This is a genomic window from Burkholderia pyrrocinia (assembly GCF_018417535.1).
Taxonomy (GTDB): Bacteria; Pseudomonadota; Gammaproteobacteria; order Burkholderiales; family Burkholderiaceae; genus Burkholderia; species Burkholderia pyrrocinia_E.
The window spans coordinates 196,218-208,181 of record NZ_CP070978.1; the positions used below are offsets into that span (position 1 = coordinate 196,218).

10 protein-coding genes are annotated in these 11,964 nt (G+C 66.1%); 5 read left to right on the forward strand and 5 right to left on the reverse strand.

Annotation, left to right across the window (positions count from 1 at the left end; all coding sequences use genetic code 11):
• Window positions 1-154: 154 nt before the first annotated feature.
• Window positions 155-433, reverse strand: coding sequence for a hypothetical protein (locus tag JYG32_RS19010; protein WP_213266539.1), 279 nt, complete (start codon window positions 431-433; stop codon window positions 155-157).
• A gap of 51 nt (window positions 434-484) precedes the next feature.
• Here JYG32_RS19010 and JYG32_RS19015 point away from each other — a divergent pair, with 51 nt between their 5' ends.
• Together JYG32_RS19015 and JYG32_RS19020 are read left to right on the forward strand one after the other, a co-directional pair.
• Window positions 485-1,360, forward strand: a complete 876-nt coding sequence (locus tag JYG32_RS19015; protein WP_174380963.1) for a LysR family transcriptional regulator — start codon at window positions 485-487, stop codon at window positions 1,358-1,360.
• Between the two features lie 77 nt (window positions 1,361-1,437).
• Complete coding sequence (locus JYG32_RS19020) at window positions 1,438-1,722, forward strand: transcriptional regulator (RefSeq protein ID WP_213266540.1); 285 nt, start codon at window positions 1,438-1,440, stop codon at window positions 1,720-1,722.
• Window positions 1,723-1,791: 69 nt separating this feature from the next.
• Here the strand turns inward: JYG32_RS19020 and JYG32_RS19025 are convergent, their stop codons facing one another.
• From JYG32_RS19025 to JYG32_RS19040, 4 genes are all read right to left on the reverse strand, one after another.
• Window positions 1,792-2,535, reverse strand: coding sequence for a transporter (locus tag JYG32_RS19025; RefSeq protein ID WP_213266541.1), 744 nt, complete (start codon window positions 2,533-2,535; stop codon window positions 1,792-1,794).
• Between the two features lie 76 nt (window positions 2,536-2,611).
• Window positions 2,612-5,374, reverse strand: coding sequence for a magnesium-translocating P-type ATPase (gene mgtA / locus JYG32_RS19030; protein WP_213266542.1), 2,763 nt, complete (start codon window positions 5,372-5,374; stop codon window positions 2,612-2,614).
• Between the two features lie 47 nt (window positions 5,375-5,421).
• Complete coding sequence (locus JYG32_RS19035; RefSeq protein WP_174380931.1) at window positions 5,422-5,733, reverse strand: hypothetical protein; 312 nt, start codon at window positions 5,731-5,733, stop codon at window positions 5,422-5,424.
• Window positions 5,734-6,079: 346 nt separating this feature from the next.
• Window positions 6,080-7,738 carry a S8 family peptidase gene (locus tag JYG32_RS19040; RefSeq protein WP_213266543.1) on the reverse strand — a complete coding sequence of 553 codons (1,659 nt, stop codon included), beginning with the start codon at window positions 7,736-7,738 and terminating at the stop codon, window positions 6,080-6,082.
• A gap of 420 nt (window positions 7,739-8,158) precedes the next feature.
• On the opposite strand from JYG32_RS19040, the gene JYG32_RS19045 reads away from it, so the two are divergent.
• From JYG32_RS19045 to JYG32_RS19055, 3 genes are all read left to right on the forward strand, one after another.
• Window positions 8,159-9,055 carry a glutamate/aspartate ABC transporter substrate-binding protein gene (locus tag JYG32_RS19045; protein ID WP_174380968.1) on the forward strand — a complete coding sequence of 299 codons (897 nt, stop codon included), beginning with the start codon at window positions 8,159-8,161 and terminating at the stop codon, window positions 9,053-9,055.
• A 428-nt stretch (window positions 9,056-9,483) separates the two neighbouring features.
• On the forward strand, window positions 9,484-10,326 hold the full coding sequence (locus JYG32_RS19050; RefSeq protein WP_213266544.1) for an ABC transporter substrate-binding protein: 843 nt from the start codon (window positions 9,484-9,486) through the stop codon (window positions 10,324-10,326).
• Between the two features lie 106 nt (window positions 10,327-10,432).
• Window positions 10,433-11,935: an amino acid ABC transporter permease/ATP-binding protein gene (locus JYG32_RS19055; protein WP_213266545.1), complete on the forward strand. Its 1,503-nt coding sequence runs from the start codon at window positions 10,433-10,435 to the stop codon at window positions 11,933-11,935.
• Window positions 11,936-11,964: the final 29 nt, after the last annotated feature.

Here is an 11,964-nt window from a genome sequence, read left to right on the forward strand (position 1 = left end):
GTCGATCGCGTGGCGATGACGATTGGATCGCGTGCAATGGCGCGCGATGCGGGCAGATTCGGGTCGTTTTTTTCTGCCGGTCAACGGCGCGCAGGTCGTGAAAATCGTAAAGGCGCGCCGTTCCGGGCCGGCATGCCGCTGGAGGTGGCGTGGTTCAGCGCGGCCAGTTCCGCCGGGACACGACCGCAAAACTGATCGCGATCGAACCTGTCACGGCGCGCGGCGGCGCGTCTTCGATCGCATCGCCGAAACGAAAGCGGCGGCTGCGTCCGTCGGTGCGTTCGGCACGACGTTTCGGTGTGCACGCATCGGCCGCAGTGGCGCGTTCATTCACGACCGCGGCGTCGCACGACGAGTCGGCCACGCATTCGGTCGAATGATCAAGAGACATGACAGTGAATTCCGGAAAGGGCATGCCCGTATTGAACGTCATCGCATTCGATCGGTAAAATGAATATTTCGATCGTTACGATTCCTTTAAAGAATGGAACTGAAACTGCTGCGAACGTTCCTGACGGTCACCGAGCTGTGCCATTTCAGCCGCGCGGCCGATGCGCTGCACATGAGCCAGCCGGCACTGAGCAAGCAGATCGGCGCGCTCGAGGCGAGCCTCGGCGGCAAGCTGTTCGAGCGCGGGCGGCACGGCGCGGAGCTGACGCCGTTCGGCGAGCGCTTCCTGCCCGACGCGCAGGCGCTCGTGCGCGATGCCGACGAGATCCTCGCGCGCGCGCGGGAGGCGACCAGCGGGCAGCGCGGGCATCTGCGGCTCGGCATCTGTCTGTCCGTGCTGACGCTCGTGCCGAAACTGGTCGCGGAATTTCGTCGCCGCAATCCGGGCATCGCCGTCACGCTGAGCGACCTGTCGTCGTCCGAGCAGACGCGCCGGCTGCGCGCCGGCAAGCTCGACGCCGGTTTCCTGCGCCTGCCGTCCGACGACGGGCTGTCGTCGTTCAAGGTGATCGACGAAGGGCTCGCGCTCGCGGTGCCGCCGCACCTCGGCTACAAGCGCGTGCCGGCCGACCTCGATGTGCTCAACGAGATCGGCTTCATCGCGCTGCAGCGTGCGCGCGGTCCGGGGCTGGCCGCGCAGATCGACCGATGGTGCGTCGAGCGCCGCTTCGTGCCGCACGTGACGCAGCAGGCGGAGGATGTGCAGTCGGTGCTGACGTCGGTTGCGGCCGGTGTCGGCGTCGCGTTCATCCCGTCGCGCGCGCAGTACCTGCTGCGCGACGCAACGGTGCTGCCGCTCGACGGCAAGGATGCGAAGTGGCGCGTGGGGCTCGCATGGCTGTCGGGCCGCGACGATCCCGTCACGACGCATTTCGTGTCGTTCATGCGCGCCGCGATCAAGGCCGCGTGACCGGGCGTATAGTGTCCGCGATTGCATCCTTGTCTTGAATGAAGGCCGGTCCCGCACCGGCCCACGAAACGGAACCGATGACTTCAGAATCCGACGAAGCCGCGCTCGATCCCGCACTCGTTGCGACGCTCGCGACGCTGAACGAGGCCGCGAACGATCCGGCGGGCAAGACCTGGTCGCTGCCGAAGATCGCGAAGCGCACGCAACTGCCGATGAGCACGCTGCGGCGCGTGCTGACGCAACTCGACGCCGCAGGCTTGAGCGCGACGACGCTGAACGAGGACGGCACCGGCAGCGCCGCGCTGACCGACGAAGGGCGCGCCGTGTGCGCGCAACTGTTCGGCGCGAACGATGCTGGATGAATGAACGACGGGCCGCTGACGCGGCCCGTCGTGTGTCGGCTCAACGCGTGCGCCGCGCCATGCCGTGTATCACCAGCGTGCCGTCACGCCGCCCATCACCGAATGACGATAGGTCTGGTCGTTCAGCCCGCGCCGGTAGCCGATGTCGAGATCGAGCCAGCGTGTCGGCGAATAGATCGCGCCCGCGAGCACGAATGCCGGATTCGCGCCGGCGGTGCTTTCGGTGTTGCGCGACATGCCGACGTCGACCACGAGCTGCAGCCGGTCGGTCGCCTTGTAGATCGCCGCGCCCGACACGGCCCAGACGGACGTCAGGTCGCCCTGGCGATTCGGCTGGTATGCGAGGCCCGCGTTCGCGAGCAGCGAGAAGCGCGCGACGTCGGCCTGCGCGAGCAGCGTCGCGCCGGTGCCGACGCGGCCCGTGCCGAGCCCGCGACCGTTGTTGCCCGTTGGCATCGTCACCTTCGGTTTCAGCGCGAGCGACAGCGGCCCGCGTTCGACGAAGCGCCATTTCATGCCGATCTCGACATCGCCGATTCCCGCGCCGTTCTCGTCGGTCCGCGTTTGCAGATGCGTATAAGGCGCGCTGACGTAGAGGTCGACGTGCTCGCCGAACCCGCGCGTGAGCGTCGCGTTCCATAGCTGGTGGCGGCCGTTTTCTTCCTGTTTCGAGGTTTCCTCGCCGTTGAACTCGAACTGCCAGTTCGCATTGCCCTGCGTGCCCGTATCGTCGCTGACGAGCGGATGCGCCGCATAGGCGTCGAGCGGCGCGAGGAGTGCGCTCGCGGCTGCGAGCGGAAGGATTCTTTTCATCGCATTACCCTTGAAGCGTCGTGAAAGGCCGGCCCTCGCGCATCGCGCGGGCCGGCATGTCGTCATTCGAACGGAATCAGAACCACTGCTTGTAGCGGCGCACGTAGATCGTCTTGACGATCTGCGCGAGCAGGAAATAGCCGACCATCGTCGCGGCGAGCCACAGCCAGAAGGTGCTGGGCAGGTGCATGAAGCCGATCGCGTCCGCGAACGGCGAGAACGGCAGCCAGCAGCCGATCGCGATCGCGGTGAACGTCGACAGCAGCACCGGCAATGAAGCCGTGCTTTGCAGGAACGGAATCTTCTGCGTGCGCAGCAGGTGGACGACGAGCGTCTGCGATACGAGGCTCTCGATGAACCAGCCGGAGTTCATCACGATCTGGCCGCCCGTGCCGCCGTTCAGGTGATACATCGCGCCCGCGCCGAACACGGTCCACATCAGCACGTACGTCGTGATGTCGAACACCGACGACGTGGGCCCGACCCACAGCATGAAGCGGCTGATGTTGCCGGCTTCCCACTTGCGCGGCTTCTTCAGGAACTCGGGATCCATCTTGTCCCACGGCAGCAGCATCTGCGACGTGTCGTAGACCAGGTTCAACACGAGCAGCTGCGTCGCGAGCATCGGCTCCCACGGCAGGAACGCGCTGGCGACGAGCACCGAGAACACGTTGCCGAAGTTCGAGCTCGCGGTCATGTTCAGGTACTTCAGGATGTTGCCGAACGTCTCGCGGCCCTTGATCACGCCTTCCTCGAGCACCATCAGGCTCTTTTCGAGCAGGATGATGTCGGCGGTTTCCTTCGCGATGTCGGCGCCGCTGTCGACCGAGATGCCGACGTCGGCGTCGCGCAGCGCGGGCGCGTCGTTGATGCCGTCGCCGAGGAAGCCGACCGTGTGGCCGTTCGCCTGCAGCGCCTTGACGATGCGCGCCTTCTGCAGCGGCGTGAGCTTCGCGAACACCGTCGTGCGTTCGACCACCTGCGCGAGCGTCGCGTCGTCGAGCGCCTCGATTTCCGCGCCGAGGATCGGCTTGCCGGGTTCGAGGCCGACCTGGCGGCACACCTTCATCGTGACGATCGGGTTGTCGCCCGTCAGCACCTTCACCGCGACGCCGTTCTCGCGCAGCGCGGCGATTGCCGGCGCGGCCGATTCCTTCGGCGGATCGAGGAAGGTCAGGAAGCCGCGCACGACGAGGTCGTGTTCATCCGACGTGCGGTACTGCGCGCGTTCGTCGCCGCGCGGGATCGTGCGGGTCGCGAGCACGAGCACGCGGAAACCGTCTTCGTTGTATGCGTTGGCCTGTTCGAGCAGCCGTTTGCGCGCGACGAAGTCGAGCGGACGCACGCCGTCTTCATCCTGCACATGCGTGGAGACGGCCAGCATTTCCTCGACCGCGCCCTTGCAGACCAGCAGGTGCGTGCCGCGCGTATCCTCGACGACGACCGACAGGCGGCGGCGCACGAAGTCGAACGGCAGCTCGTCGATCTTCTTGTAGCCCTGCGGCTTCACGCGCTCGCCGATTTCGTCGGCACGCGCGACGACCGCGATGTCGATCAGGTTCTTCTGGCCGCTCTGGTGGAAGCTGTTCAGCCAGCCGAGCCGCAGGATTTCCTCGTTCTTGTGACCGGACAGGTCGAGGTGGTGTTCGAGGATGATCTTGTCCTGCGTGAGCGTGCCGGTCTTGTCGGTACACAGCACGTCCATCGCGCCGAAGTTCTGCACCGAGTTCAACCGCTTGACGACGACCTTGCGGCGCGCCATCGCGATCGCGCCGCGTGCGAGGTTCGCGCTGACGATCATCGGCAGCATTTCGGGCGTCAGGCCGACGGCCACGGCGAGCGCGAACGTGAGCGCGCTCAGCCAGTCGCCCTTGGTCAGGCCGTTGATCATGAACACGATCGGCACCATCACGAACATGAACTTGATCAGCAGCCAGCTCACGCTCGACACGCCGCGGTCGAAGCTCGTCTCGATGCGCTTGTGGCTCACGACGTTGCGTGCGAGCGAACCGAAGTACGTGTCTTCGCCAGTCGCGACGACGACGGCCGTCGCTGTGCCGCTGACGACGTTGGTGCCCATGAAGCAGACGTTCTCGAGATCGAGCAGCGACGCCGATGCATCGTTCGCCGCGCCGGCCGCGCGCGTGCTCGCGGATTTGCCGGCCACCGCGCCGAGCGTGTCGTACTTCTCGACGGGCAGTGCCTCGCCGGTCAGCACGGCCTGGCTGATGAACAGGTCGCGCGACGCGAGCAGGCGCACGTCCGCCGGGATCATGTCGCCGGCCGACAGGTGCACGATGTCGCCGGCCACGACTTCGCGCATCGGCACCTCGCGGCGCGTGGGCTCGGACGTGTCGGTCACCGCGCGCTGCACGGTGGCCGTCGTGCGGACCATCGCCTTGAGCTTCTCGGCCGCGCGCAGCGAACGGAACTCCTGCACGAAGCGCAGCAGCGCGCTGATCGTGACCATCGCCAGCAGGATCGTCATGCCGACATAGTCGCGATCGTCGGGCGCGGCGAAGTAGACGTCGGTGAAGAAGCTGATGGCGGCCAGCACCAGCAGCACGTAGACGAACGGGTTATGGAACGACAGCAGCAACTGGCGGGTCCAGTGCGGTGGCTTGTCGTGTGCGATTTCGTTCGGGCCGGATTGTTGCAGGCGGTCGGCGGCCTGCTCGTAGGTGAGGCCGCGCATGCTGGTATGCAGCGACTTCAGCGTGTCCTCGAGCGGGCGGGCCGCTTCCTGCGCGGCGCGCATGATGCGCGGCTCGTTCTGGTGGCCGGCGCCGGCCTTGACGAAGCCGCGCTGTTTCTTTTGCGATGTATTGTGTTGTGTCATGAGTCGCTCCTAGCGCACGAGGCGGCGGGCGGGGAGCGACCGTGACGTTATCGACGCACGAGCGCTCCCCGCCGCGTCGCGTCAGGCGCGATCGGCTGTGGATCGGAAAAGGCGGGAACGCTCGCCGGCGCGTGGAGTGCGGTCGGCGTGTCGATGCGCAGCGTCGCACCGGCGAGCGGTAATCGACTACTGTCGTCTGAGTTCATCTGCACTCCTGTCGGTTGCGGATAGTCGGCACGGGCGATCGGCAGCGGCGCACGCACGAAGGCGCGCGGCCGGACGGCACGCGAACGGAAAGCGCACGCGGCCGGCGCCGCGCGCAACACGAACGCACACGCACGACGGCGCGTCGCGTGCATTCGACAACTTCGAAAAATTCGGCGGGGAATCTGGCCAGTCAGGCCGGAAGGACGCCGCATCCTGCTTCCCGGGATGCGGCAGAAGACGAGGCTCTGCGCGTTTTCCTCAGGCAGCAGTCAAGTTGGTCAAGCACCAACTACAACTCGCATCGGTGTTCACAGAACACTCCATGTAACTAGACGGGGGCGATGGTAAAGGCTCGTCGTGCGAAGCGTCAACCCTTTTGTCAGGCGTTATTTCGAGAAACGTAAGCGGGTCGATGCGCGATCGCCGGACCGCCGGAACAAACCAGCCGCGCGCACGCCATGTCGGCATGCGCGCGGTCGCGTCGAAGCAGGGGGCCGGTTACGGGTTGGCTGCCGCGACCGCGGTTCCTGCGTCGAGAATGCCCGAGCCCGCCGGCATCGCGGTGCACGACGTGCCGGCCGCCAGCTTCGCCGCACGCGTGCCGCCTTGCAGCTTCTGCTGGATCTGCGCGGGCGTGAGGTTGCCGTTCACCGACAGCATCAGCGCGGCGACACCGCTCACTTGCGGCGTCGCAAGGCTGGTGCCGTTCGCGAGGCCGTAGGTGTCCGAGCCCGGCGTCGTCGTGCCGGTGTTCGACGTCGACAGGATGTTGACGCCCGGCGCGCTCAGCGCGACATCGGCGCCGAAGTTGCTGAACGATGCGCGGCGGCCCGTCGCGTCGGTCGCGCCGACGCTGATCACGCCGCGGCAGTTCGCGGGCTGGTCGAGCCCGGTCGACAGGCCGTCGTTGCCGGCCGCGACGACGACGGTCACGCCCTTCGCGGTCACGTCGTCGATGGCCTGCTGGAACGTCGTGCTGCACGCACCGACACCGCCAAGGCTCAGGTTGATGACCTTCGCGGGCGTCGGGTTCGTCGGTACGCCGTTGACGGCGATGCCGGCCGCCCAGCGCATCGCGTCGGCGATGTCGCTCGTTACGCCGCCGCACTTGCCGAGCACGCGCACCGGCAGGATCCGGCCGAGCCACGACACGCCGGCGATGCCGGCGCCGTTGTTGGCGGTCGCGCCGATCACGCCCATTACGCGCGTGCCGTGCCAGCTGCTGTCGCTCGGTTGGGACTCGCATTGATAGAACGGGCCGTTGGCGTTGCCGAGTTCCTGCTGCGTGACCCAGTCGCCCGGATCGGTTGCGTCAGGGCCGCGCGACAGGCCGTTGTTGCTGGTGTTGACGTTGGTGATGAAGCTGTAGCCGGGCAGCAGGTTGCCGACGAGGTCCGCATGCGGCCGATAGCCGGTGTCGAGCACGGCCGTGACGACGGTCGGCGAACCCTTGGTCGTGTTCCATGCGGGCGGCAGGTCGATGCCGGCGGTCGGGTCGGACAGGTACCACTGCTGGCTGTAGAGCGGGTCGCTCGGCGTGTCGCGGATCTGCATCGGATGATCCGGTTCCGCGTAGTCGACGTCGGTATCGGCTGCGAACGCCTGCGCGAGTGCGGTCGCGTCGGTGGCCGCGATGCGCTGGCCGAGCGACAGCACGGCCGCGCCGTTCGAGATCGTCCGCTCGACCTGCACGTTCAGCGGCGTTTGCGCGACCGAGCTCGCATAGGCGCGTGCGCTGCCGGTCACCGGCGCCGTCCAGCGCGTCATCGAGCGCTGGATCACCGCGTCGAGCCGCGTCCCGCTGTCGATGGCCGCCATCGCACGCGCGGCCGTCAGCGTCTTCAGCTTGACGATCAGGTGATCGACCGGCGGTTCGACCGGCGCGGTCAGCGCGGCCATCTGCGCGGCGGCCTGCTGCGTCGAGCACGCGTTGCTGCCGGTCGTGGCGGGCGGGGTCGTGGGCGTGGGCGTGGTGGGGGCGGGGGCGGGGGCAGGCGTCGGCGCAGGTGCCGCGTTGGATGAAGACGGGTTGCTGCCGTCGCCGCCTCCACCGCCGCAGCCGGCGAGGGGCAGGAGGACGGCGGCGGACAGCATGCCGGCGAGCACGTGCGCATGAGCGGGGCGCGCCAGCGCGAAATTGAAACGTTTGGCTCTCATGTTGAAACTCGATCCTCGTAGATAACCGTCGTGCCGGCGGTGGCGCTGGTCCGGCTGACCCGGACCTTGTCGTTTTTGTGGTGGTCGCGGCAGGCTTGCTGCGACGCGCCATGCACTGGGTAACGGCTTGCGCGGCGGCTTCTTGAGTACGTTTCGCGAGAAAAACCGGGGTTCGCGCAAACGATTACGTTGCGGCGTTGCGGCATGAACGCCTGTTTGGAACGTGTGGCACAGAACGCGGGGGCGAGCCCGCAAGCGGCCGGTCGGGCGAAACGTGCGGCGCGGGCCGGTTTGCGCGGCACGGAAAACAGGTCGCGCGGCCGGGCCGCGGTGGAAGCTTGTTTACGCTTTCCCTGATGCGATGCGAATTTTGTCGGGCGTACGATCGCGATTCGATCAACGTTTCGTCAGGAGAAAAGCATGGATCGCCGCTTCCGTTGGCTGGCTGTCGCGCTGTCCTGTGCGCTGGCGGGTGCCGCGCATGCGCAGGCCCTTACCGGCACGCTGAAAAAGATCAAGGACACGGGCGTCGTGTCGCTGGGCATTCGCGAATCGTCGGTGCCGTTTTCGTATTCGGACAACCAGCAGAAGAACATCGGCTATTCGCGAGACATCGCGTCGCGCATCATCGACCAGTTGAAGACGGAACTGAACGCGCCGAATCTCACGGTGAAGGAAATTCCGATCACGTCGCAGAACCGGATTCCGCTGCTGCAGAACGGGACGATCGATTTCGAATGCGGATCGACGACGAACACGCTCGAGCGGCAAAAGCAGGCCGCGTTCTCGAACAGCATCTTTCTGTACGGCATCCGCTTCAGCACGCGCAAGGATTCGGGCGTGAAGGACTTCGCGGACCTGGCCGGCAAGACGGTCGCGACGACGGCCGGCACGTCGGACGAGCGCCTGCTGCGCAAGCTCAACGAAGAGAAGGCGATGAACATGACGATCATCAGCGCGAAGGATCACGCCGAAGCGTTCATGAACGTCACGACCGGGCGCGCGGTGGCGTTCGTGATGGACGAACCGCTGCTGTACGGCGAGATCGCGAAGGACCGCAACCCGGGCGCGTACACGGTGACGGGCACGCCGCTCGTCCACGAGAACTACGCGTGCATGATGCGCAGGGACGATCCGCCGTTCAAGCATGTCGTCGACGGCGTGATCGCGAAGATGCAGACGTCGGGTGCGGCCGAGAAGCTTTACAACCAGTGGTTCACGCAGCCGATTCCGCCGAAGGGCGTGAGTCTCGATTATCCGCTGTCGGCGGAGATGAAGCAGTTGTTCAGGAATCCGACGGACCAGGCGCAGTATTGATCGTTATCTAGCAGTGTGGCAGGGTCCGGTGTGTCGTTCTGCCGATCCCTGCAGTCGATGCGCGCCGCGTATGCCGGCTGACGAGCCGGCTTTCATCTCGGCTGCGTTGCAGAAATCGTCGCGTCCGCAATGGGCGCGCGCACCTCGGCGGTGACCCTTCGGGATCGCCGCCTTCTCCCGTTCATTTCTCCCCGTCCTGAAACTCGCGTCCGGCACCGGACGATGGCGCATCTGCGCGCGGATGATTCGCGCACGGCGACGCCGTTTCCCGCGTAAACCCGGATTCAGTTATCAATTTTAACTGGTCAGAATCGGCCGAAATTGTTCAACAATTTTCGGTGAAAAATCTCGCGAACCCGCATGTGGCGGTGCGCGGGAAGCGTTGCGATGTCTGTACGCAGGAGCCGAAAAACCTCAGGAGCCACGCAATGCCCGGTCAGTTCTCGTTTCGACGTTTTCTCGGCGGCGCGCTTGTGCCGCTGGCTTTCGCGTGCTCGCTCGCGTCGGCGGCATCGCTGCAGACGGTGCGGCCCGGCACGCTCCTGGTCGGCTCCGACCTGACCTATCCGCCTTACGCGTACCTGGACGGCGGCAAGCCGGCCGGCTTCGACGCCGAGTTTTCGCGGCTGCTCGCGCGCCACCTGAAGCTCGAACCGGTTTTCCTCGACACGCGCTTCCCCGACCTGATCCTCGGGATGAAGGCGCGCCGCTTCGATGTCGTCGCGTCGGCGCTCTACGTGACGCCCGATCGTTTGAAGCAGGTCGATTTCGTGCCGTACCTGAAGACGGGCGCGTCGCTGCTCGTCGCGAAGGGCAGCGCGTACCTGCCGAAAACGCCGCAGGACCTGTGCGGCAAGCGTGTCGGCACGATCAAGGGCGCGTCGTGGACGCCGAAGCTGCGCGCGGTCTCGCAGGACACCTGCAAGGCGGCCGGTCGCGGCGAGATCGCGATTCTCGAGTTTCCGACCTCGCCGGAAGCGACGTCCGCGCTGATGTCGAAGGCCGTCGACGTGCAGATCGAGGATACGGCCGTCGCGCAGGGCATTCCGAAGCAGACGAACGGGCGTGTCGAGCTCAGCTCGACGACGCTGCTGTATCCGATCGTCATCGGCCTCGGCGTGACGAAGGGTGACGCGGGCCTGCAACGCGCGCTGGAGGGGGCGCTGGACGACGCGAAGCACAGCGGCGAGTACGACAGCCTCGTGAAGAAGTACGGGTTGCAGGTGCCGACCAATGCCGACGTCGCGAACGCGCTCGGCACGGCGAAGTAGTCGCGAAGCGGCAACCGCGCGCCGTGCCGGCGCGCGCGCTCGCCCGCCCGGACGCACGACCCGCGCCGGGCGCTTGCATCACCTATCCGCGGTTGAGGAGTCTTCGATGCAGTTCGATTGGCACTACGCGTTACAACTCTTGTGGGACAGGGATTTCTGGCGTGCCTGCGTCGTCGTCGTGAAGCTCAGCGTATCCGCCTGGTTGCTCGGCGTGTTGCTCGGCTTCCCGGTGGCGCTTGCGAGGCAGTCGCACCATGCGCTGCTGAAGCGCGCCGCGAGCATGTACATCTGGTTCTTCCGGAGTCTGCCGTTGCTGGTGCTGCTCGTGTTCATCTACAACCTGCCGCAGGTGTTTCCCGCCACCAGCGCGGTGTTGTCCGATCCATTCACGGCCGGCTTGATCGCGATGGTGCTGAGCGAGACCGCCTATTTCGCGGAGATCCATCGCGGCGGGATCCTGTCCGTGCCGCGCGGGCAGCTCGAAGCCGGCCGCGCGCTCGGCATCCGCTTCACGGGTATCCAGCGGATGATCGTGGTGCCGCAGGCGATTCGCGTCGCGCTGCCCGCGCTCGCGAACGAATTCATCACGATCGTGAAGCTGACGTCGCTCGTGTCGGTGATCTCGCTCGCCGAGATCCTGCTCGTCGGGCAGCGGCTGTACACGCAGAACTTCCTCGTGTTCGAAACGATGCTGGCTGTCGCGTTTTATTACGTGCTGATCGTCACGGTGTTCAGCCGACTGCTCGGGTATCTCGAACGGTACCTCGACGTCAGCCTCCGCACGCCGGCCCAGGCCGGCCCCGCGACCATTGCACTGCCGCTGTCGACGCCTGCCGTCGCGCCGCGACAACGCGCGAGTGCCGAATTCGCGTTGCGGCTGAAAGGCGTCCAGCAGCGCTACGGTCGCCACGAAGTGCTGAAGGATATCCATCTCGATGTCGCGCCGGGGCAGGTCGTATCGATCATCGGCCCGTCGGGTTCGGGCAAGACGTCGCTGATCCGCACCGTCAACGGCCTCGCGCCGGTGAACGCGGGCGAGATCGATCTGTACGGCGAGCCATTCATCCGTGCGACGGGCGTGCATCCGCCGCGTGTGCCGCACGACCGGATCCTCGACATCGGCATGGTGTTCCAGAGCTTCAACCTGTTCCCGCATCGCACGGCGTTGCAGAACGTGATGATGGCGCCGTGCTATCACCGGCAGGCCGATACGGAGGCGATCCGGCTGCAGGCACTGTCGCTGCTGTCGAAGGTCGGGATGCTCGACCACGCGAACAAGTACCCGCATCAGCTGTCGGGCGGCCAGCAGCAGCGTGTGGCGATCGCGCGGGCGCTCGCCACGCGGCCGTCGATCATGCTGTTCGACGAGCCGACGTCGGCGCTCGATCCGGAGCTCGTCGGCGAAGTACTGAAAGTGGTCGAGACGCTCGCGAAGGAGGGGATGACGATGATCATCGTGACGCACGAGATGAACTTTGCGTTCAAGGTATCCGACCGGATCGTCTTCATGGAGAACGGCCGGATCCTGTACGACGTGCCGCCCGAGCGGATTCGTGCCAGCGCCGATGCGCGCGTGAAGGACTTTCTGCGGCACGTCCATTTCGCATGAACCGCAACGAACGATCAGCGAGGAACGAC

Bases quoted from the DNA above. Each gene is read 5' to 3' on its own strand.
- JYG32_RS19010 (WP_213266539.1), bottom strand. From the start codon at position 433: ATGACGTTCAATACGGGCATGCCCTTTCCGGAATTCACTGTCATGTCT.
- JYG32_RS19015 (WP_174380963.1), top strand. From the start codon at position 485: ATGGAACTGAAACTGCTGCGAACGTTCCTGACGGTCACCGAGCTGTGC.
- JYG32_RS19020 (WP_213266540.1), top strand. From the start codon at position 1,438: ATGACTTCAGAATCCGACGAAGCCGCGCTCGATCCCGCACTCGTTGCG.
- JYG32_RS19025 (WP_213266541.1), bottom strand. From the start codon at position 2,535: ATGAAAAGAATCCTTCCGCTCGCAGCCGCGAGCGCACTCCTCGCGCCG.
- mgtA (WP_213266542.1), bottom strand. From the start codon at position 5,374: ATGACACAACACAATACATCGCAAAAGAAACAGCGCGGCTTCGTCAAG.
- JYG32_RS19035 (WP_174380931.1), bottom strand. From the start codon at position 5,733: ATGCACGCGACGCGCCGTCGTGCGTGTGCGTTCGTGTTGCGCGCGGCG.
- JYG32_RS19040 (WP_213266543.1), bottom strand. From the start codon at position 7,738: ATGAGAGCCAAACGTTTCAATTTCGCGCTGGCGCGCCCCGCTCATGCG.
- JYG32_RS19045 (WP_174380968.1), top strand. From the start codon at position 8,159: ATGGATCGCCGCTTCCGTTGGCTGGCTGTCGCGCTGTCCTGTGCGCTG.
- JYG32_RS19050 (WP_213266544.1), top strand. From the start codon at position 9,484: ATGCCCGGTCAGTTCTCGTTTCGACGTTTTCTCGGCGGCGCGCTTGTG.
- JYG32_RS19055 (WP_213266545.1), top strand. From the start codon at position 10,433: ATGCAGTTCGATTGGCACTACGCGTTACAACTCTTGTGGGACAGGGAT.